The 21644-nt window shown below is 62.8% G+C and carries 19 protein-coding genes; 9 read left to right on the top strand and 10 right to left on the bottom strand.

What is annotated here, in order from left to right; all coding sequences use genetic code 11:
* Positions 1–10: 10 nt before the first annotated feature.
* The 8 genes from AC1DGP_RS31360 to AC1DGP_RS31325 form a co-directional block, all read right to left on the bottom strand.
* Positions 11–796 carry an ABC transporter permease gene (locus AC1DGP_RS31360; RefSeq protein ID WP_476832986.1) on the bottom strand — a complete coding sequence of 262 codons (786 nt, stop codon included), beginning with the start codon at positions 794–796 and terminating at the stop codon, positions 11–13.
* 1 nt (position 797) lies between these two features.
* A complete protein-coding gene (locus AC1DGP_RS31355; RefSeq protein ID WP_476832985.1) occupies positions 798–1673 on the bottom strand; it encodes an ABC transporter permease in 876 nt (291 codons plus the stop codon).
* Complete coding sequence (locus AC1DGP_RS31350; RefSeq protein WP_476832984.1) at positions 1670–2731, bottom strand: ABC transporter substrate-binding protein; 1062 nt, start codon at positions 2729–2731, stop codon at positions 1670–1672. The genes AC1DGP_RS31355 and AC1DGP_RS31350 overlap by 4 nt, the downstream gene beginning before the upstream one ends.
* A gap of 12 nt (positions 2732–2743) precedes the next feature.
* On the bottom strand, positions 2744–3709 hold the full coding sequence (locus AC1DGP_RS31345; protein WP_476832983.1) for a dipeptidase: 966 nt from the start codon (positions 3707–3709) through the stop codon (positions 2744–2746).
* A 12-nt stretch (positions 3710–3721) separates the two neighbouring features.
* Complete coding sequence (locus AC1DGP_RS31340; protein ID WP_476832982.1) at positions 3722–4432, bottom strand: hypothetical protein; 711 nt, start codon at positions 4430–4432, stop codon at positions 3722–3724.
* Complete coding sequence (locus AC1DGP_RS31335; protein ID WP_441492600.1) at positions 4429–6024, bottom strand: hypothetical protein; 1596 nt, start codon at positions 6022–6024, stop codon at positions 4429–4431. The genes AC1DGP_RS31340 and AC1DGP_RS31335 overlap by 4 nt, the downstream gene beginning before the upstream one ends.
* Before the next feature lie 142 nt (positions 6025–6166).
* Positions 6167–6883 carry an IclR family transcriptional regulator gene (locus AC1DGP_RS31330; RefSeq protein WP_441480493.1) on the bottom strand — a complete coding sequence of 239 codons (717 nt, stop codon included), beginning with the start codon at positions 6881–6883 and terminating at the stop codon, positions 6167–6169.
* A 1457-nt stretch (positions 6884–8340) separates the two neighbouring features.
* Positions 8341–9480 carry an AGE family epimerase/isomerase gene (locus AC1DGP_RS31325; RefSeq protein ID WP_476832981.1) on the bottom strand — a complete coding sequence of 380 codons (1140 nt, stop codon included), beginning with the start codon at positions 9478–9480 and terminating at the stop codon, positions 8341–8343.
* Positions 9481–9810: 330 nt separating this feature from the next.
* Here AC1DGP_RS31325 and AC1DGP_RS31320 point away from each other — a divergent pair, with 330 nt between their 5' ends.
* On the top strand, positions 9811–11019 hold the full coding sequence (locus AC1DGP_RS31320; protein WP_476832980.1) for an extracellular solute-binding protein: 1209 nt from the start codon (positions 9811–9813) through the stop codon (positions 11017–11019).
* 253 nt (positions 11020–11272) lie between these two features.
* Here the strand turns inward: AC1DGP_RS31320 and AC1DGP_RS31315 are convergent, their stop codons facing one another.
* Together AC1DGP_RS31315 and AC1DGP_RS31310 are read right to left on the bottom strand one after the other, a co-directional pair.
* Positions 11273–12415, bottom strand: a complete 1143-nt coding sequence (locus AC1DGP_RS31315; protein ID WP_476832979.1) for an acyl-CoA dehydrogenase family protein — start codon at positions 12413–12415, stop codon at positions 11273–11275.
* Between the two features lie 27 nt (positions 12416–12442).
* The gene (locus tag AC1DGP_RS31310; protein ID WP_476832978.1) at positions 12443–13606 is read right to left on the bottom strand and encodes a dihydrodipicolinate synthase family protein; all 1164 of its coding nucleotides are present in this window, start codon (positions 13604–13606) and stop codon (positions 12443–12445) included.
* A 170-nt stretch (positions 13607–13776) separates the two neighbouring features.
* Between AC1DGP_RS31310 and AC1DGP_RS31305 the strand changes: the two genes are divergently transcribed.
* The 8 genes from AC1DGP_RS31305 to AC1DGP_RS31270 all read left to right on the top strand — a co-directional run bounded on the left by AC1DGP_RS31305 (position 13777) and on the right by AC1DGP_RS31270 (position 21160).
* Positions 13777–14829, top strand: a complete 1053-nt coding sequence (locus AC1DGP_RS31305; protein WP_441508103.1) for a LacI family DNA-binding transcriptional regulator — start codon at positions 13777–13779, stop codon at positions 14827–14829.
* Between the two features lie 24 nt (positions 14830–14853).
* Complete coding sequence (locus tag AC1DGP_RS31300; protein WP_476832977.1) at positions 14854–16446, top strand: acyl CoA:acetate/3-ketoacid CoA transferase; 1593 nt, start codon at positions 14854–14856, stop codon at positions 16444–16446.
* Positions 16443–17216 carry an enoyl-CoA hydratase/isomerase family protein gene (locus AC1DGP_RS31295; protein ID WP_476769201.1) on the top strand — a complete coding sequence of 258 codons (774 nt, stop codon included), beginning with the start codon at positions 16443–16445 and terminating at the stop codon, positions 17214–17216. The genes AC1DGP_RS31300 and AC1DGP_RS31295 overlap by 4 nt, the downstream gene beginning before the upstream one ends.
* A 1-nt stretch (position 17217) precedes the next feature.
* Positions 17218–17979: a 3-ketoacyl-ACP reductase gene (locus tag AC1DGP_RS31290; protein ID WP_476832976.1), complete on the top strand. Its 762-nt coding sequence runs from the start codon at positions 17218–17220 to the stop codon at positions 17977–17979.
* 108 nt (positions 17980–18087) lie between these two features.
* Entirely contained in the window at positions 18088–18756 is a 669-nt protein-coding gene (locus AC1DGP_RS31285; RefSeq protein WP_441492612.1) for an amino acid ABC transporter permease, read from the top strand.
* Positions 18757–18766: 10 nt separating this feature from the next.
* Positions 18767–19417, top strand: coding sequence for an amino acid ABC transporter permease (locus AC1DGP_RS31280; protein ID WP_441492613.1), 651 nt, complete (start codon positions 18767–18769; stop codon positions 19415–19417).
* 47 nt (positions 19418–19464) lie between these two features.
* Positions 19465–20286, top strand: a complete 822-nt coding sequence (locus AC1DGP_RS31275; protein ID WP_441492614.1) for a transporter substrate-binding domain-containing protein — start codon at positions 19465–19467, stop codon at positions 20284–20286.
* An 82-nt stretch (positions 20287–20368) separates the two neighbouring features.
* Entirely contained in the window at positions 20369–21160 is a 792-nt protein-coding gene (locus AC1DGP_RS31270; protein ID WP_441508106.1) for an amino acid ABC transporter ATP-binding protein, read from the top strand.
* The last annotated feature ends 484 nt before the right edge of the window (positions 21161–21644 follow it).

The raw sequence follows: 21644 nt of genomic DNA, 5'->3' as shown, positions 1-21644 counted from the left end.
CTCCAGTGTCTCAGGAGTGCGCAGGCCGTTGCTTACGCACGAGCCGGGCGGCGAACCGCGCACCGAGCGCGGCCAGAACGGCAGCCAGCAGCAGCGAGGATGCGGCGGAAATGGCGGGGTCGGCTTCCATCTGGAAGCTGTTGAACATCTGGCGAGGCAACGTCGCGCTGTCGCGACCGGAGATGAAGATCGCGATCACTGCCTCGTCGAAGGAATGGATGAAGGCAAACAGCGCAGCCACGAAGAAGGCCGGGCGCAAGATCGGAAACGTCACCAACCGGAAGGTCGTCAGCGGGCGGGCGCCCAGATTCGCCGCGGCGTTCTCAAGCCGGCGATCGAAATTGACCAGCGCCGAGGTCAAGGTCAACACCACGACCGGGATCGACAGACAGGCATGGGCGAGGATCACGCCGGTCATGCTCTGGACCAGCCCGAGCGAACCGAAATAGCTATAATAGCCCAGTGCCATTACGATATGCGGCACAATCAACGGCATCATCACGATGAGCCGGAACAGCGCCCGGAGGCGAAACCGATAGCGCACTAGCGCGAAGGAAGCGGGAGCGCCGAGCAGCATCGCCAAGACCATGGTGCCGAGCCCGATCAGGAAGCTATTCAAGACCGGACCGGTCCAGTTGGGATCGGAAAAGAAGCGCCGATAGTAGCCGAGCCAGTAGCCAGGCGGCGGAAACTCAAGTGATGGCGCGGTGCTGAAGGACATAGGCACGACGATGAACATCGGCCCGGCTAGCAGGATCGCGACGGCCACCGCGATGATCACCGTGGAGCGCGACATCTCACCTCCACATCTTTTCGATGCCGAACAGGCGATCATAGACCACGAAGAGCGCCACCGCCGCGGCGAGCAGGACCATCGAGGTTGCTGAAGCCGCGCCGAATTCGAGAAGCTGCTCGATTTGCTGGCCGATGCGGCCGGCGATCATCTTGTCCTGCGGGCTGCCAATCAGCGTCGGCGTTACATAGAAGCCGAGGCAGGTAATGAAGACGAGCGTCGCACCATTGAGGACGCCGGGCAGGCTTTGCGGCAGATAAACCGTCAGGAATGCCTTGAGCGGCCGGGCGCCGAGGCTGGCTGCCGCACGCATGTAGACCTCGTCGATGCGCTTCATGACGGCATACAGCGCCAGGACCATGAACGGTACCAACATATGAGCCATGGCGAAGGTCGCAGCAAAAGTGGTGAAGAGCAGACGCGGCGGCGGGGTGACGCCAAGCGCGACCAGGAGTCCGACAACAGGCCCGCGCGCGCCCAGGATCACCATCCAGGCATAGGTTCGCACAAGAAAACTCGTCCAGAAGCTCAGCGCCACGATGCCAAGTAGGAAGGAGCCGACTGCGCCACCCTTTCGGGCCGCGACGTAAGCCACGGGATAAGCGAAGACGAGGCTGGTGATCGTGACGATCAGTGCCGTTTGGAAGGTGCGCATGAGGACGTTGAGATCGTATTTCGAGGCGAAGAACTCAGCGTAGTTGTCGAAGCCGACCGTCGGTTCGCTCACGCTCATCCAGACGACGAGGCCCAGCGGTGCGAGGAAGAACACTGCCAGGAACAGGGTCGCCGGCGCATAGAGCAGGAAGGGCGGCCGGAACAGGGCTTTGCCCCATCCAGCCGCGCTCCAGGCGCGGCCTTGCGCAGGGGCTGATAGGGTCAAGTCGAGAGCCATTGTTCGAAGCGCTTGGCCATTGTGTCGAGCTGGGGCAGTAGCTTCTCGGCATCGAGGATGACGGATTTCGGCAGGTTCTCGGGGGAGGTCGGCATATGGTTGATGACCTCGGGCGACAGGTATTTGAACGAAGCGGGGTTCATCGGGCCGTAATTGTTCTTCTGCGCGAACTGCGCGAGCCGCTCTGGCCCCACGGCAAACTCGATGAAACGCCAAGCGTTCTTCGCCCTCGGAGAACCGCGCGCTACCACCCAGGTCGCGACATCGATCACGGCCTGGTCGAAGACGAGTTCGATTGGCTGCTTCTGGTCGGCCATCGTCTGCGCGCTGGTGTTCCACATCCCGATCAATTCGACCTCGCCATCGCGCAGCAATTGTTGGGATTGCGGGCTCTGGCTCCACCAGACGCGGACATCCTTCTTGATCCTGTCGAGCGACTTGAAGGCGCGGTCGAGATCATAGGGAAACAGTTTCGCAGGCTCGACGCCATCAGCCATTAATGCGAAGGCAAGCACGCGTGCGGGATAGTTCTGCAGGCTGCGCGAACCCGGAAATTTGGTCGTGTCCCAGAAATCCGCCCAGTTCCTCGGGCCGCCATTGGGTATTTTATCGCGGCGGTAGGCGATGATGTTGGCGAAGGCGTGGGAGTTGATGCCGTTCAGTGTCACCGCGCCGGGCCAGAGCGACGAAGCCGGAATTTTGCTCTCGTCATAGGTGTCGATCAGCTTGGCGTGATTGGCGCGGCCGAGTTCAGCGACGCCGAGCGTCGTCACGTCGAATTCATAGATACCAGTCCGCGTTTGCGCCGCGAGCTTGGCGAAGGAGACCGGCGCGATCGTGCGGATCTCGATTCCGGTCTCCGCCGTGAACGGGTTGAAGAGTATCGCGCGCGCTGCTTCTTCCCAGGGACCGCCCCAGGTGTTGATATAGAGGGTCTCGGCGGCGCGGGCTTTCCGGATGAAGGGCATCGCGACGATGCCGCTCCCAAGCATCGATAGCAGGGCGCGGCGCGTTGTCCGCGGTGGAGTCAGTACGGTCCTAGCCATGGTGCTGTCCTCTCAACCGATCGTTGCGCGATAGAGGCGAAGCCAGTTGCCGGAGGTGATCTTCTCGACTTCGGCTGCGTGGAAACCGACCCGCGCCAGCGCCGGTCCGACATCGGACAGGCCGCTGATCCTTTTGAGCCAGGCCGGCTTCTCACTGGGGCCGGGCTTGGCCGCCGAGGCGGCGCCGTACTGCACAGAGCGGGTCCAGCGGCCCGAGCGCATCCAGTCGAGGTAGACCTGATTGGAATGGTGGCTAAAGTCGGTGCCGAGGCCGACATGGTCGATACCGGCAATCTCGACGGTCTGCGCCACCATCTGGGCCCAGGCATCGACGCTGTCGCAGGCCGGCTCCGGCGTTATGTTGCGATAGGCTGCGCAGCCGATGACGCCGCCCTTTTCAGCGAGTGCCTTGATGATTGCATCCGTCTTGTTGCGCTTGTGCGGGAAGACGGAGGCCGGGTTGGCATGGGTGATCGAGACCGGCTTCTGCGACCATTCGATCGTATCGAGCGTGGTCCGGTCGCCGACATGTGAGAGATCAATCAGCATGCCGCACTGGTTCATCTCCCGGACAACCTCACGGCCAAAGCGTGCAAGGCCAGGATCGACCGTCTCGTAGCAGCTAGAGCCGAGCTCGTTCTGGTTGTTGTAGGTCAGCTGCAAGACCTTGACGCCGAGATCGGCGAAGAGCTCGACATAACGGATCCGGCCATCGAGCAGATTGGTGTTCTGGTAACCCAGCAACATCGCGACCTTGCCATCGCGCTCGGCCGCGAGAATGTCGTCCGTCTTCCGCACGATCGTAATCAGATCAGCATTGGCGCGCTCGAGATCGCGCCATTTCGCGACAGAATCAAAGGACTCGATCGCGCCCTCCCAAAAGCCGAGCGTCGGTGTGACGCAACTGAACCCGCCGGCCTTGAGATCCTCGAATACGCCGCGGTCAAAGAAACCACATTGCAAACCGTCTATCAGCATCGGGGCGCGCCTTTACGAAGCGGAGGAAACAGGATTGGGCTGAAGCCAGGACGGATCGGCGGTCAGCATCGATAGATCGGTCTCGTCCTCGTCATTGCGACCAACGACGCGTCCGTCTGCCTCGACCCGCACGGTGCCAGCATGTCGGCGGCTCTCGAAGGAATCGGGCATCAGGGCATCATGCGATGCCTTGTAGAGCGGCCACCAACTCGACGCCGCAGCGGAGAGGCCGTCATGGCGAACCATGTCGATGGCACGGCGCTTCGCCGCGGGGCGGTCCATCAACGACACTTGGGCACTGTTGCCCTTCGGCTCGACGATAGCCGCGAGGCCGAAACGCTCAGCAAGCCCCGATACGACGCGCAATTCGGGGGGCTCTGTGAGATTGAGCGCCAAAACCTCCCCCCGGCCGGTCAACCGAAAGCGCTCGACAGCCAAATCAAGCAGCGTCTCGGCCACCATCCAGGCATGCTGGCCGCCGCAGTCTATCGTCAATTCGCCGTCAGTGCTGACATCGGCGAGCGGGGCAACGCCGCTCGCACGCACGTGCTCTATCTGCTGTGCGATGCCAGACAGACCTGGCCCCGGCAGCACGGCGGAATAGAATGCGCAATCGCGCACGGAGGGTAATAGCCCAGCGGGCGTGCCGGCGGCCTGAACCAGTCGCTCCAGAATGAGCCGGAGTTCGCGCACGGACAGGATCAGCGTTTCGGATAGCATCATGCCTGAGGCTCCGCGGGATAGAACCAATGGGAAGCGGCGCTCCCCGAGGCGAGATCTTCGGGGGTCGGGGCGCCGTGGAAGATCACGCCGCGCAGATTGCGGTTCAGGAAGTCGCGGGCCTTGTCGATACCGTGGATGCCGACGTTCAAGAGCCGGGTGATATGCGCCGGAACGAAGTCCTCGCCCATGATGTCGGCATGCGGCGAGTGATAGGGCAGTCCAGCAAGGGCCTGGATGCGGATCACGATCTGCCGATGCAATGGGTGCGCCATGAGGAAGCGCGCGACGCTGAGGCGGGGATCGGCGGCAGCGAGATCGCGATCGAGTGCAACGACGAGGCGCGGCAGATCGAGGCCAAGATTATGAGCCGCGCCGATCTCTTCGCGTGGTCCACGACGCGGCTCCTCGGCCGTGCGCGATTTGTACCAGACGTAGCGCTGTGAGCGCTCGGAGACGAGATCGAGATCGAAGGCCCAGCTGTAATCGGCCCTCAGGATCTCTTGTAGCCGTCCGATCGGCATTTCGGGGCGGCCGGCGAGATCCTCATCGATCACGAGAGTTTGTGCCAGGCCATCGGCGATTTCGGGCACGAGTTCGATGATGAGAGACAGTAGCGTTTCGTGGGCCTCGCGATTGACGCGGCCGTCGAGCGAAGCGGTGAAGTCGACGAGTGGGGTCGCCTCGGCGCAGCCGGCGCGCACGCGCTCGATCAACTGGCCGAGTTCGCGGCGGATGATGGCGAGGTCGTCAGCGACGATGCTGCTTGGCGCGAAGGCTTCATATTCGGCCCGATCCTGGCGCCGCGCCAGTATTGCCTTGTCGAGCAGCGCTGCCAATTGAACCAGCGGGGCAGCATCGGGACCGACACGCAGCAACCGGCCATGGGCGATGGCCTCCTCGTGGATCGTCAGCCAACGGTCGATCAGGCGAGGATGGTTATTGACGAAGAACATCAGCCCCAGCGCCGAGCCGTTGCCGACGCCCAGGAAGCGGCGCAACTCGGGCTGCATCGCCACTGCCGCCGGGCCGCCCTTCATCCGCGCAAAATGCTGGACGAGATCGCCGGCAAAGACGCGCATCATATAGGCGGTGAGCATTTGCGCTTGCAGCGAGGCTCGCAGCGGATGGTCCGGCGCGAAGGCAAGGAAGGACTTGGTGCCGAAGGTGCCGTTGCCGTCGATGCCGGTGTTGCGCATGAAGTAGCAGGTGCGGCCGAGCTCGGCGATGGGCGGCTGTTGCCCGGATGCGAGATGGTCGACGGCAAGGTCGAACAGCCGTCCCGAGCGGTTCGAGCGCGCCCAGGTCAAGGTCTGCGGGGTAGCGCGGCCCTCATAGAGCTTCGGCAGTTCCTGTCTAAGTTGCTCGATGCCGGCGGCCGAAAGTTTGCCTTCGATCAAACCGCCCATCATGTCCCAGGACCGGCCGATGATGCGGCCAGTGCGCTCGCGACCTGAGGGCTCGAACGAAAAGATTGGGAAGGTGAAGTGCCAGCCATCGGCCTCGATGCCGTAGCGCGCCGTGCCTCGACCGCGCGCGTCGATATCGAAATCCTGGCAGGTGATCTGCCAGCGCTGATGTGAGGCGCGAGCCATCAGGGTCCGCGATGCACTGATCCGTGACGGCTGAATCGCGGCCAATATCTCCGGTCGCATGAGCGTGGAGGGGGATCGCATCAGGGCTTGCGGCTGCCAGGGACCGGGCTTGGAGGCGAGGGAGAATGGCGGGGCCGACATGTCATGCATTCCCGAATTGAGCGCTGAAGCGTTGCGCCGCGCTGACCGCAATCGGCGCGCAGTTCGCGTGATCGAACCGCGTGGTCGGGCCGGAGATCGCGATGACGGCAATGCATTGGCCGGCCGCGTCGAAAACCGGTGCAGCAACCGCGGCGACGAATTGCGGGTCCGTCGGTGCGAAGAGGGCAAAGCCGCGTTCGCGAACCTCTGCCAGCGCGATGTCGTCAGGGAGCGCGATGCCCTGCTCGCGCAGCCGTTCACGCATTTCCAGCGAGCCGAAGGCGACGAGCACGGAGCCCGACGCGCTAGCGCCCAGCGCCATGCGTGCGCCGACCCGGAGATCGGCACGCAGTACCTGATGCGATTCGACCCGGTTGATAATGACCGCATGATAGCCGTCGAGCACTGAAATCGTCGCCGTTTCGCCGCTCTCGGCTACGATCTCCTGAAGCAATTCTGTCGTCCGTTCTCCGAGATTGGCCTGCTCGAGGGCACGCACTGCGTAGAACTGAAAGCGTAGCGCGAGCCGGAACGCGCCCTCGACCGTCTGCTCGAGAAAGCCTGCATCCACCAGAGTACGCAGCCGCTGATAGACCGCGGCGCGCTGGTCGCCTGTCGCCTTGACGACATCGGGCAGTCGCATTGGCTTCGGGGATGCCGCGATGACATCGCAGACCGCGAGCGTCTTGAGCGTGGTGGAGAGAGAGCGAACAGCCATGTTGTCTTCTATATGAATACGACGTATGTTAATAGCATCATACAATTTTGATCTGTGTCAAGGCCAGCGCCGATCCACTTCAGTATCCGCGCCGCGGACCGCGCGGGAAACGGGGATCCCGCCCGGTTCGGCAGCTTCCTGAAGACGCGCCGCGATGTTGACGCCGTCACCGAAGACGTCGCCCCTTGAGCGATGACGTCGCCACATGGATCCCTCCGGAAACGCGTGTCCCGGTCAGCCTCAGCGCATTTTTGTTGGACTTCCGCCGCGCACTCCGCCGCCTTGATGACGCTGGTAAATTCCGCCAGGAACCCGTCGCGCATGGTCTTGACGATGCGCCTTGTTTCCGCTGAGCTTCGGCTGAACCACCTTGCTGATGAGCGTCGGTACGCGAGTAAAGGTCCTCTCCTAGTCGGCGCTCATCAGGCCGGGACGGCCGGCGACATCGGCGCATACGATGGCAGGGCGACGGTTGAGCGCGTCCACCAGGCTTATGATGCACCCGCGGCGGCCGGATCGTCGTGCGCCCATCGCGATCGCGCGTCCAACCCCACTGCCCACGCGGGTGATTGCAGAGATCATCCGACCATAGCGATCAGGCAGGAACTCTACGGGAGGCGGGGAGCGCCGATCCCCGCGCCGTCCACCCTTACCGCCCCATGCCGATTTACCGCTTCTTAACCGCGGCGGGCGCCATGCGTCATTTTGATAAAGCCCGGTTCCAGCAAGACGAAACTCTTCGAGAACTTGCTCTGTATAGGTAAAAACCGGCCGAGCGTTGTGGCGGGCAGCTTTACCGAGCATGCCTGATACGTTTGTCGAGACCAGCCTAAGTGAGGCCGGAATTCTGGCGCTTAGCCTGAGCGGCTATCGCCTGGTGATTGATCCCGCGACGGGCGGCGAGATCCGAAGAGACTTCGTTAAGTAAGCGGTGAGGAGCCCGAAGTTTGGCCGGGAGCTCATGCACGGTGACCTCGGAACACGTCCGGCGGGCGATATCAATCAGGTGACGGTGATGGGTCGCGACGATGACCTGGCCGGTACCCGCCGTGGCGGTGAATAGCCGGCACCAGTCCGCAGGTTCTCGCATTTTTGCCCTGATGGATGCGATTTTCCGGGCCGAAACTCGCGGACGCCAGGTGCGCCCCTTCTGGTTGCCACCCAAGGGGGGATCGGCTCAGGCAGCGAGCCAGAGCAAAGTTGATCACGTTCCCGGCGCTTAAGTGATCTCCGTCGAGGTTTCGAGGACGAATCTGTAAAATGAGAGCGGCAAGTCGCCGTCATATTTGGCGTTCACCTCGGCTGCGCCCGAGCGTTCTCGGCTGGTGGAAGTCGCTCATATGTATTTGGCCTACTCTTCGGCTTGCGGGCCGTCGGCGAATACAACACTCTTAAACTCGGCTTAGTGCCGGTCCCGGGCCGGCTGGCTCTCATCGGTGGACACATAGTGCGCGTGGTCACGATTTCGCACTGTGCGACTGCTTCACCCTGCAGACATCTGCAACTGCGAGCACCAAATGGTAGAGTACCCGTACCGGGATCGGCTCGGCCACCCTCCAGCCTTGGCGATCGATCTGGTTGCTCCACAGTCCGGTATCCGCGTCGACGAAGCGTTCGAACATCAGGCGCAAATGGTCGTTGAGCCGATTTGTCGCCTCGTTGTCGTCCTCGAATTCGAGCCGTGCCGCCAGCGCCTTGAGATACTCAGTCTGCGGCCAGAGCAGGGCCCCGCCGTTGAGCACCGCGCCTTTTTGATCGACCTCGTTGATCACCGGCTTGCCGGCGGCTTCAGCGCCGAACATCTCACCGAAGGCGAAGAGTTGCCGTGCGCTCATCCGGGCAGTGCCCGAACCGGTCAGGCGCTCGTGGTGATAGAGCAGCCAGGTCCATTCGAAATGATGACCGGGCTCGCGAATCCGACCCTGCTCGCCGGCAAAGGGCTTCCACTCGTTGTCGAAGAACTCGCCGAGCGTTCCGTCCGCGGCGAAGCGCCGTTGCATCAGGCGCACGATCCTCTCGGCGCGCTCAAGCCAGCGCTTTTCGCCGGACGATTGCGCCATGGCGTGGCAGGCTTCGAGCAGGTGCATATGCGGGTTTTGGCGGCGCGGGAGGGTCCCGAGCGTATCCTCGCGAAAGCCGCCGGAAGGTGAGACGAGGGCCGTCTCGATAAATCGCATCACCGCTTCCCCTTGGTCGAGCGGTTCGGATTCTCCGATTGCACGCGCGCACCATGCGAGCGCGAAGATGACGAAGGCGAGATCGTACAAATCGGATTTGCCGTCAATGATCTCACCTTGGGTCGTGCAGGCATGTATGAACCGGCCATCGCTGTCCCGGCAGGCACTAAGAAGGAAGGACAGGCCATGGCGCGCCGCTTCGAGCGCCCCGGGTACGCCGAGAAGATGGGCATGGCTGAAGACGTATAGCGTTCGCGCCGTAACCAGCGTCGTGCGCCGCTCACTTTCAATGATACTTCCATTAGGCTGAACCCATTCGGCATAGCCTCGGCGCTTCGGATCATAGGCCCGCGCGAGCCAAGCCGGCAGTAGGCTCCCAGTAAGCCAAGCCGAAAGCTCTTCTGCCGATACCCCGACCATATGTTTGCCCCACCTTTAAATCCAGATTGTCTGCCAACCGGTATGGTGTAACGTTCTACCAGCGCCTTTGATGGCCTTAGCGACGCAACACAGGGGGAGCAAGCGATCAGAGACTTCCCTATTCGCAGCTCCGTTGTCGCGCCAGTTCAAGACAGGCCAATCCGACATCATCGACCTGATGCGGCCCACCGCTTCAGCAGGTATTGTTGCCAGAAGTGAGGGCTTAAGCCCCGGTCCAAGGAATCTAATCTTCGTGCCCGGTCTCGTGGTGCGGGAACCTACACTCGAGTTGATCGAGTGAAGTTGTKGCAATCCCAGGGAGGGGAACCAATGACAGACCAGACCAACAAAACCGGCCCATCGCGCCGACAATTTGTCGAGGGTAGCGTGGCTTCGCTGACGCTCGGCGCTACCGGTGCCACGGGCGCGTTTGCGCAGGGCCTGCCGCTGCCGAAGTCGCCGGTGGCGCTGAACATCATCGATGTCGGCGGCGCCCTCGCCCTGCTACAGAAGCCGCTGGAGAACTATCGCGCGGCCAAGCCCAACCTCGTCTCGCGCATGACCTTCGTCAAAGCACCGGCGCCGGAACTGCCCGGCAAGATCAAGGCGATGCAGGAGGCCAATCGCGTCGATATCGACCTTGTCATCGGCGGCCTCGACGCACTCGCCGCGGGTATTGAGCAGAAACTCTGGGTGACGTTGCTGCCCGAGCATGCCGCCTCACTCCCCGACCCAGCCAAAGTTCTGATGAAGCCGGCGCTCGACATGCACAACCTCGGTTCCGGCCAGGGCATGTGCATGGTCTACTATCCCTCCGGTCCGCTGCTTGAGTACATGCCGGCACGCGTCAAGGCCGTGCCGACCACGGCAGACGAACTGCTTGCCTACACCAAGCAGAACCCGAACCGTTTTCTCTATGCTCGACCGGCCAATTCCGGCCCGGGCCGCACCTTTATCATGGGCCTGCCCTATCTGCTCGGCGACAAGGACCCGAAGGATCCGGCCAATGGCTGGGACAAGACCTGGGCCTATCTGAAGGAGCTCGGCAACGGCATTGAGTACTATCCGACGGGCACTGCCGCGACCATGAAAGAGTTCGGCGACGGCTCGCGCGACATTATCATCTCCACCACCGGATGGGACATCAACCCGCGCGTCCTCGGTATCGTGCCGAAGGAAGCGAAGATCCAGGCGCTCAAGGGCTTCCATTGGGTCTCGGATGCCCAGTATATGTACATCCCGAAAGGCGTCTCGAGCGAGAAGCTCGCCGTCTTGCTCGACCTGATCAGCTTCGCACTGACGCCGCAGCAGCAGGCGTTCACCTATGATGAAGGCTACTTCTATCCGGGGCCGGCCGTGAAGGATGTGCCGCTCTCGATGGCGCCGCCAGAGAGCCAGAAGGCGATCGAGGAATTCGGGCGCCCCGAATACGCCGACCTGATCGCCAACAACCCGATCGAGGTGCCGCTGACGCCCGACAAGATGGTCCTAGCGTTTCGGCGTTGGGACGAGGAAATCGGCGCCAAACGGACGAAATAGGCAGGGAGGACGGTGGCGCGCCCTTCCTCCGCGCCACCAGGCCCGCCGTTCTGCTTGCTGCTTGCGGCCTAACCCAGAGCACTGCGACCTGGGGTCGTCCGCCGACCGTAATTGCGTCGCCGAAGGTCAGCTACCCGGCTCCCGCTGTCAGGAGCGGAGTAACCGGCCGCCGGCTTGAGATGCTATTTCTGTTCGGGGCCGCCGATTTGCAGCCAATCATGCCAAGTGAGCTCGGCAAGTCGTTGGCAAGGAGTTAAGCCGCGACCCCGTTCTTAATGAGTTCCTTGGCGATAATAGTTCGTTGAATCTGGTTAGTACCTTCGTATATCTGGGTAATTTTGGCGTCGCGATAGAGCCGCTCAACTTCAAACCCGCGGATATACCCGGCGCCCCCGAAAATCTGGACGGCATTGGCGGTCTGCGCCACTGCCATATCGCTTGCAAAGCACTTCGCGATTGACGCGGCAGCGGTCGCGGGTCTGGCGTGGTCGATCAGCAATGCGGCTCTCTCTGTCAGGGCACGGGCGGCGGCTATGTCTTTGGCCATGTCCGCCAGCATCCATTGCAGTCCCTGATTGTCGAGGATCGGCTTGCCGAACTGACGGCGGTCTCGCGCGTAGCCCAGAGCCGCTTCCAGCCCGGCCTGCGCAATGCCGGTCGCGAGCGCAGCGATGCCGACGCGGCCCTTCTCCAGTACACTCATCATGATGTGGAAGCCGCGCCCTGTCGGGCCGAGCAGCGCCTCGCGCGGCACCACGACGCCGTCGAAGTTGAGTGCGCCGACCTGGCTGGCACGCTGGCCCATCTTGTGCTCCTTCGGCCCGCGCGAGACACCCGATGCATGGAGATCGACCAAGAAGATGCTCATGCCGCGATGGCCCGCGGCAGGGTCGGTCGAGGCTAGGACGAAGCCGAGATCTGCGACCGGCGCGTTGTGGATCCATAGCTTGTCGCCATCGATGACGTAGCCGGCGGCGGTCTCGCGTGCGGTGGTGCGGACATTGGAGAGGTCGGACCCGGCCTCCGCCTCGGTCAAGCAGTAAGCGATGCGGGTCTTCGCGGAAATGATGTCCGGCAGGAGCTTCAACTGCTCGGGCGTGCCGTAGCGGGTGAGCAGAGTGCCGATCAGCTCGACGACGCCGCACTGGTCAGCGATCGAGGCATAACCGCGCGACAACTCCTCCATCACTATTGCATAGGCGAACGTGTCGAGGCCGGAGCCGCCATGCTCTTCCGACACGGTGATACCGAACAGGCCGATCTCGCCCATCAGGCGGTAGATCTCGGCCGGAAAGGTTTCGTCACGGTCGAGATCGGCAGCGGCGGGCCTGACGACATCTTCCGCGAAGCGCCGGGCGGTTTCGCGAATTTGGTCGTAGGTCTCGGTGTCAAGCAATGGAGCGTGCATGGTACGGCCCTTTCCTCAGGCGACGCCGTTAAGGGCGCACAGATGCTCCATGCGGCGTGCGGCAAGCTCCGGCTCGACGAAGAGCCCGGACTGGTCGGCGAGGCGGAAGAGATCCGCATAGTGCAGGATGCCACGGGCGGATTCGGCGCCGCCGACCATCCGAAAATGTTTCTGGAAGCCATTCAGCCAGGCGAGGAAAACCACCCCGCATTTGTAGTGCTGTGTCGGGGCCTCGAAGAGCCGGCGAGAGAGCGCGACTGTCGGGTCGAGGATAGCGTGGAAGCCGGCTTTGTCACCAGCTTCCAACCTGGCGAAGGCGGCTGCCGCAGCCGGCGCAATCGGATCGAAGATGCCAAGCAGCCCGTGCGAGAAGCCCTGCTCATCGCCGGCGATCAGTTCGGCATAATTGAAGTCGTCGCCCGTATACATGACGACGCCTTCGGGCAGGAGGCGCCGCATCTCGATCTCCTTGCCGGCGTCGAGCAGCGAGACCTTGATGCCGTCGATCTTGGCCGCGTGCTCGCGGATCAAGGTTAGCACCGTCTCCATGGATTGCCGGAAGTCGCGGCTGCCCCAGTAGCCTTCGAGCGCGGGGTCGAACATCTCGCCGAGCCAGTGCAGGATCACCTTGCCGCGGCACTGGCCGATCAGACGGCTGTAGACCGCGTGGTAATCGTCTGGGCTTTTCGCGACGCGGCAGAGCGCGCGGCTCGCCATCAGGATGATCTTGCCACCGTGCTTCTCGACATGGCCGATCTGTTCCTCATAGGCGCGTAACACGTCGTCGAGGCTGCGCGCCGCGTGCGGATCCAGTTGGTCGGTGCCGGCGCCGCAGGCGAGATCGGCGCCGGGCGTCGCCTTGGCTTCAGCGAGAACGCAGGTGATCAGCTCAGCCGCATTCGGCCAATCCAGCCCCATGCCGCGCTGGGATGTGTCCATCGCCTCCGCAACCTTGAAGCCGAGGCCCCAAAGATGGTGGCGGAAAGCCAGAGTGGCGTCCCAGTCCACCGCCGCGACGCGCCAGGGCTCCTGCAGCTTCAGCGGGTCGGCCACGATATGGGCTGCCGCATAGACGGTGCGAACCCCGTTTGCGGAAGCGGTGCGGGGATAAGGGGAGGGTGCCGCCAACGGGTAGCGCTCGCTGCTGCCGTCCGCACGGGGCAGGGAAATTTCAGCCATCGCTTCCTCCGGAAGTGCAGTTTAGTGGAACGTTCTATTTCATGAACGCCTCAATAACCTTATATAGGTGCATAAAATCATTTGAAAGAGGGTGATTGCCTCACTCGCGCAAGTATGATAATGGAACGTTCCATAATAAGAAGTGACGCAGACGGTTCAGGGATGAAACGATGCCGAAGTCGAAAAGCGGCAAGCGAAAGGTGACGATCATCGAGATCGCGGACGCCGCCGGCGTCTCGAAATCGACGGTCTCGCTCGTCCTGACCGGGCGCGGCACCGTCAAGCGCGAGACTCGGCAGCAGGTTCTGCAGACGATGGACCAGCTGGGCTATGTCTACAACCGCGGCGCTGCCAACCTCCGAAATGCGCAATCCCGCATCGTGGGCCTGGTCCTCAACGACCTCTCGAACCCATTCTTCGCCGAATTTGCGATTGGCGTCGAAAAGGTCCTGCAGATGGCAGGTTATGTCGCCTTCATGGCCAACACAGCCGAAAGCGTGGTGCGTCAGGACCAGGTGATGCGGATGATGCGCGAGCATGGTGCTGGCGGCATCATCCTTTGTCCGGCGCTGGACACGCGGTCTGAGCATCTCGATTGGGTCAAAGCAGCCGATACTGCGCTCGTGGTGGCGATCCGGCGCCTTCCGGGCGCCGAGGTAAGCCACGTCGTGCCGGAAAACGTCGCCGGGGCCAGCCGGATCACCCGCCATCTCATCAATCTTGACCATGAGCGCATCGCCTATCTCGGCGGCATGCATTCGATGGTCGTCCGACAGGAGCGGCACGGCGGCTTTCTCGCGGCTATGGAGGCGGCCGGCCGCAAAGTTGATCCAACCCTCAACCTTGAAAGTATGCCGACACGCGACGGGGGCTTCGGTGCAATGAGCGCTGTACTATCGCTAAATGATCGGCCTACAGCGGTGGTCTGCTACAACGATGTCGTCGCAATCGGCGCGATGCTCGCCGCGGCGCGGCACGGTCTCGTTGTCGGGCGCGACATCGCGATCGTCGGTTTCGACGACACCAGCGAGGCGCGTCATGTCTCGCCAGCACTGACCACCGTCGCTGTTGATCCCGTCGGGCTCGGCGAGCGCGCCGCCGCGCTGCTGCTGAAGCAGATCGCCGATTCAGCCGCGGAATCGGAGAGCTACATAGGCCCCGCCAACCTCGTCATCCGAGAATCCTGTGGCGCCTATCAGCGCGCACTGGCCGCCGCCGGCTGACAATTCACATCCAGAGACAAAACCATGGCCTTTCCTCGCATTCTCTCCGCTGACGAAGCCGCGGCCCTAATCCCGGACGAGGCGATTGTCACTGTCTCCTCGTCGTCCGGTCTGGGTTGTCCCGACGCCGTGCTGGCGGCAATCGGCCGACGCTTCGACGCCTGCGGCCATCCGCGCAATCTCACGACCCTGCATCCGATCGCAGCCGGCGACATGTGGGGCATCAAGGGCATCGACCATCTGGCGAAGTCGGGCCTACTGGCGCGGATTATGGGTGGCTCCTATCCGTCCGGCCCGTCCTCGGCCGAGCCACCGGAAATCTGGAAGATGGTCACAGGCGACCAGATACCGGCCTACAACATCCCGAGCGGCATACTGTTCGACATGCATCGCGAGGCCGCCGCCAAGCGGCCGGGCGTGCTGACCAAGATCGGCATGGACACTTTCGTCGATCCCAGGCATCAGGGCTGTGCCATGAATGCGCGCGCCGCGGCTGAGCCGATCGTCAGCCGCGTCGATTTCGATGGCGACGACTGGCTTTATTTCCGGAGCATCGTACCTCAGGTCGCGATCATCCGCGCCACGACCGCCGACGAACGCGGCAACCTCTCCTACGAGCATGAGGGAGGCCTGCTCGGCCCGCTCGATCAAGCGCTGGCGGTTCGCAACAATGGCGGCATTGTCATTGCACAAGTGAAGCGCGTGGTCGCCGCCGGCAGCCTTAAGACGCAAGCCGTCTTCGTGCCCGGCATTTTGGTCGACGCAATCGTTGTCGCGCCCGAGCAGATGCAGACGACGCAGACGGCCTATGATCCGGCGATCTCGGGCGAGGTGTCGCGGCCCCTGTCGAGCTTCGAGACGCCGGCCTTCGACGTCGCCAAGGTCATCGCGCGGCGCGTGGCGCAGGAACTGCGCCACGGCGATGCGGTCAATATCGGCTTCGGCATCTCAGCAAACGTCCCGCGCATCCTGATCGAGGAGGGGCAGCACGGCGCGGTGACTTGGGTGATCGAGCAGGGCGCCGTCGGCGGCGTGCCGTTGCTCGAGTTCCAGTTTGGCTGCGCTTCCAATGCGGAGGCGATCGTGCCGTCGCCCTACCAGTTCACCTACTTCCAGGGGGCGGGCTTCGACATGTCGCTGCTCTCCTTCCTGCAGATCGACCGGCAGGGCTGTGTCAACGTCTCCAAGCTCGGGGTCAGGCCGCATGTCACGGCCGGCGCAGGCGGCTTCATCGACATTACCGCCCGGGCCAAGCGCATCGTCTTCTCCGGCTATTTTAGCGCCGCGGCCAAGCTCGCGATCGCCGATGGCAAGCTGGTTATCGAGAAGGAGGGGAGGGTGAAGAAGCTCGTCGAGGCCGTCGAACACATCTCCTTCTCAGGGCCGCGCGCAGTCGCACAGGGGCAGGAGGTGACCTACATCACGGAACGCTGTGTGATGAGGCTGACGCCGGAGGGGATCGTMATCACGGAGATCGCGCCCGGCGTGGATCTGGAGCGTGACATCCTCGCCCAGGGCGAGTTTCCGCTTCTGGTGCCGCGGCCGCCAAAGCTGATGGATGCGGCCTTGTTCGACGAGGCGTTGATCGGCCTTGAAGTTCCAATGAGGGCAGCATGAGCGACTCCGTCCGCCTCGACATCGCCTCCGGCATCGCGACGATCACGCTCGCCAGGCCAGAAAAGCTCAATGCGCTCGACGACGTCATGGTTGGGCTGCTCGGCAGCTTCGCCGATAGGATCGATGCCAATCGAACGGTGCGCGCGGTGATCCTTACGGGTGAAGGCAAGGCCTTCTGCGCCGGCGGCGACATTGTCGCCTGGGGCGAGCTTTCGGCACTGGAGATGGGGCAGGGCTGGGTGCGTTCTGGCCACCGTGTCTTCGACAAGCTCGCGCGGATGAAACCGCCGGTTATCGCCGCCATGAACGGCCACGCGCTCGGCGGCGGGCTGGAGCTCGCCGTTACCGCTGATATCCGAATCTGTGAAGCTCAGGCCAAGATTGGCCTGCCCGAGAGCGGCCTCGGTATGATTCCGGGCTGGTCAGGCACCCAACGCCTGGTCAAGCGCCTGGGCGGGCGTGTCGCGCGTCGCCTTGCCCTGACGGGCGAGGTCGTCACCGCCGAGACAGCGCTTGCTCTCGGCATCGTCGATCAGGTCGTGGAGAAGGGTGGGGCGCTCGCGGCCGCGACAGCGATGGCCGAGCGCGTCGCCGCCCGTGGTCCGGTCGCGAACATCATCGTCAAGCAGTTGATCAACGCCGCGGAAGACGAGGACCGGGCAGCGATCATGGAGACGCTGGCGAGCTCGCTCGTCTCCTATACTGATGACGTCAGGGAAGGTGTCGCCGCCTTCCAGGAAAAGCGCACACCGCTCTACCGAGGGGAATAAGATGACCCGCCCCGTCGCACTAATTACCGGCGCAAGGCGCGGCATCGGCTGCGCGATCGGTGTCGCGCTCGCCAGGGTAGGCCATGACATCGCCTTCACCGACGTTGTCGAGGACGAGGCGGTCGCCGTGGCGCTGAAGCTCTTCGAGGAGGCCGGCGCCGCGGCGCGGTTCTTCAAGCATGACGTCGCCGCAGTCGAAAGCCATGCTGCCCTAAACGCGGATGTGAAGCGGGCTTTCGGCCGGCTCGATCTCTTTGTCTCGAATGCCGGGATCGGCGCGCCGGTTCGCGGTGACATGCTGGAGATTACGCCGGAAAGCTTCGACGTCGTCATGGATGTCAACCTGCGCGGCGCCGCCTTCCTGAGCCAGGAAGTCGCCAAGGCGATGCTCGCGGAAAAGGCAGAGCGGCCGGTGATCGTCTTCATCACGTCGGCCAGCACGGAGCTGGTTTCGATCGACCGGGCGCAATATTGCGTCTCGAAGCTCGGTCTCTCGATGTGGGCGAAGGCGCTCGCGGTCAGGCTCGCGCCCGAAGGCATCCCGGTCTTCGAGGTCCGACCGGGCGTGATCCGCACCGACATGACCGCGAAGGTCGCGGCCAAATACGATGCCCGTATCGCGGACGGCATGATACCAGCCGGGCGCTGGGGCGAGGGCGAGGACGTGGCGCGTTGCGTGGTCGGTCTGGCGAGCGGCAATTTCGCCTACGCGACGGGCACAGTGATCAATGCTGATGGTGGATTGATGATCCCGCGTCTGTAATTGGCGCAATGGTTGTAAGACAAAGAGCCGATATCGAACCGGCCGGTGAGGGCATAGGAGGAGACGGATGGCTGGACGCTTGGTCACCCGCCGCATCGGGTGTTTTGCATGAGCTATGAATTCGATTTCGCCGACGTCTTCGCGGCGTGGCCAGAGTTACTGCAGGGACTGATCAACACGCTCGTGCTCTCGGCACTTGCAATGGCGATCGGCATGGTCGTTTCGGTCGCGGGGGCGCTCGGCAAGACTTCGGGTCCGCGATGGCTACGCTGGCTCATCGACGAATATATCGAGCTGATCCGGAATACGCCGTTCCTGATTCAGATCTTCATGATCTATTTCGGTCTGCCTACGCTCGGCATCAAACTCTCATCGAACGAGGCGGCGCTCATCGCGCTCGTCGTCAATGTCGGCGCCTACGGCATCGAGATTATCCGCGCTGGCATCGAGAGCATTCACAAGGGCCAGGTCGAGGCCGGCAAGTCGCTCGGCATGCGGCCGCTGCAAATCTTTCGCTACATCGTCCTCAAGCCGGCGATCCAGGCGGTCTATCCCTCGCTGACCAGCCAGTTCATCCTGCTGATGCTAAATTCGAGCGTCTGCTCCGCGATCGCGGCGAGCGAGCTCACGGCGGTCGCGGGCGATATCCAGTCGCGCACCTTCCGCAGCTTCGAGGTCTATTTCGTTGTGACCTGCATCTATTTCGGCCTGTCGCTGTTCTTCTGGAGCGCCTTCGCCGGAATCGAGCGCACCCTCCTGCGCAAGCCAACCCGGTAGGTTTCAGACGATGCGCACACTCGGACCTAACGAGATCCTCTACATCATCGCCGCGGTGCGCTGGACGCTGCTGCTCTCGGTCGTTGCCTTTGTCGGCGGCGCGATTGGCGGCGCCCTTGTCGCGCTCGCTCGAACTAGTGAGTTCAAATGGCTCAGGCTGGTCGCGAACGGCTATATCAAGGTCTTCCAGGGCACGCCGCTGTTGATGCAGCTCTTCCTCGCGTTCTTCGTGCCCGGTCTGTTTGGCTGGTCAGTCGATCCCTGGACCGCAGCCGCGATCGGCTTGTCGCTGCATGCCAGCGCCTTCCTGGGCGAGATTTGGCGCGGCGCTATTGAGGTCGTGCCGCGCGGGCAATGGGAGGCGGCGACCTCGCTCGGTCTGCGCTACTGGCCGAAGATGGCGCTGGTCGTCGTGCCACAAGCGGTCAGAATCTCCATTCCGCCAACGATTGGCTTCCTCGTTCAGCTGATTAAGGGCACTTCGCTCGCCTCGATCATCGGCTTCGTCGAACTGACGCGGGCGGCGCAGGTGATTAACAACGCCACCTTCCGGCCCTTTACCATCTTCGCGCTCGTCGCGTTGATCTACTACCTGATCTGCCGGCCGCTATCGGCCTACAGCAAGCGAATGGAGCAAAAGCTCCTGGTCGCCGCGCGCTAAGCGCGGCGACGCAAGGCCTACCAAGTCCACCCGAGGAGAAACGTCCCATGTCACTGTTCAAGTCCATCCTGCGCCGCAGCCTCGGCGCGCTGCTTCTCGCCGGCGTCGCCGCCGCAACTCTCGGCGCCGCCCCGGCGAGCGCAGCCACGCCCGAGGAGATCAAGGCGCGCGGCAAGCTGCTGGTTGGCGTACTGACCGACTATCCGCCTTTCGGCGGCACCGACGCCCAGCAGCAGCCGGCCGGATACGACGCCGACGTCGCCAAGCTGATGGCCAAGGCGCTTGGCGTGCAGCTCGAACTCGTCCCGGTCACCGGGCCAAACCGCATACCCTATCTGCTGACCAACAAAATTGACGTGCTGATTGCCACGTTCGGCATCACCGCCGAGCGCTCAAAGCAGGTGCTATTCTCCAATCCCTACAGCACACTCACCATTTACGTGCTGGGTCCCAAGAGCCTGAACATCAAGACTCCGGAGGACCTGAAGCCGGTGACGATCAGTGTCGCGCGCGCCTCGACGCAGGACACGGCCATCAGCGCGATCGCGCCGCAGGGCACGCCACTCAAGCGCTTCGACGACGATGCCACGGCGCTGCAGGCCCTGATCTCGGGTCAGGTCCAGGCCATGGGCGCGAGTAACACCATCCTCGCGCAACTCAACAAGGACTATCCACAGCTCAACATGGAGCCGAAGCTGACCCTGCGCGAGCAGGCCAATGGCATGGCCTTTCGCAAGGCCGACACTGCGCTCGCCGAGTTCGCCAACAAATTCATCGCCGATATCGAGAAGAACGGCGAACTCAGCGCCATCAACCAGCGCTGGTTCGGCATTCCGTTGAACAAGCTTCCGCCGATGCCGACATTCTGAGAACCTGCCCAAACGCGTGACATGGCGCGTCCGGTCTCGGGTCGGGCGCGCCAAATTCTCTGGTCAAAACGAGATGAAGCTCATGACGATGCCCGCAACAGAGAAGACCGGCGCGTCCCGCACCGCGGGCGACGTTATGATCGAGATGCGCAAGGTCGACAAATTCTATGGCGACTTCCAGGTTCTGCGGAACATCGACCTGACGGTCAACCGCGGCGAGCGCATCGTCATTTGTGGACCCTCGGGCTCTGGCAAGTCGACCCTGATCCGCTGTCTCAACCAGCTCGAGGAACACCAGAGCGGCGAGATTATCATTGATGGCACGAGCGTACACGCGCATCTGCGCGGCATCGAGAACATCCGCCGCGAGATCGGCATGGTGTTCCAGAGCTTCAACCTGTTCGGGCATCTGACGGTGTTGGAAAATTGCACGCTAGCGCCAATGAAGGTGCGCGGGATCAGGAGGCCGGAGGCCGAGGCGAACGCTCGCATCATCTTGGAGCGCGTCCATATCCCCGAGCAGGCCGCGAAATACCCGATCCAGCTCTCGGGTGGCCAGCAACAACGCGTTGCAATCGCGCGGTCGTTATGCATGAACCCGAGGATCATGTTGTTCGACGAGCCTACTTCGGCGCTCGATCCGGAGATGGTCAGCGAGGTCCTCGACGTCATGGTAGAACTCGCCGAAAGCGGCATGACCATGATCTGCGTCACTCATGAGATGGGTTTCGCCCGCAAGGTTGCTGACCGGATAATCTTCATGGATGCAGGCGAGATCGTCGAGGTCGCGCCGCCTGCAGAATTTTTCTCAACACCTCGAAATGAACGCACGCGACAATTTCTCGGCCAGATTCTTCATTCTAATCAGCACTGACTTCCGCTGAGGGCGATCTCTCGCCTGGCAGCTTCACCTCGGGAGAGGCTCGGTGCTTGAGGGGGAGGCAACTAATGGGGAACGTGCTGGAGCCCCAATTGCTAGATTGGGCTGGCCCGCGCTTTAAGTGGGCGATGATTATCCGTCGACAGCGCGCTTGCACTTGTAGTCTCTTGGCGTTCCAGTTCGACTACCCGTCAGCTCCGGCCACAACACGGTGCTCACATGTCCCGGACCGTCCCGCCGGGGCAGCGGCGCATCGTCCCGGAGTTGCTCATCGCTCAGCGAGCGCAGGATCTTCTTGGTTCGAGCGCGCCGTGCATATCGGTGTGCCAAGCTAGAGCAGGTTCATGGTTTTCCGATTCTGCCGGGATTCCCAAGCGCCGCGAACAGTGCGATTCCTTCCTTGTCTGACGCGGGAGGCCGGGATGGCACGGGCTTACAGCCAGGATTTGCGTGAGCGAGTGATTGCGGCGACCGAGGC

This window comes from Allobosea sp. 05T433 (assembly GCF_056396065.1).
The sequence above is the reverse complement of the archived record's forward strand: the minus strand, read 5'-3'. Positions and strand labels throughout refer to the sequence as shown.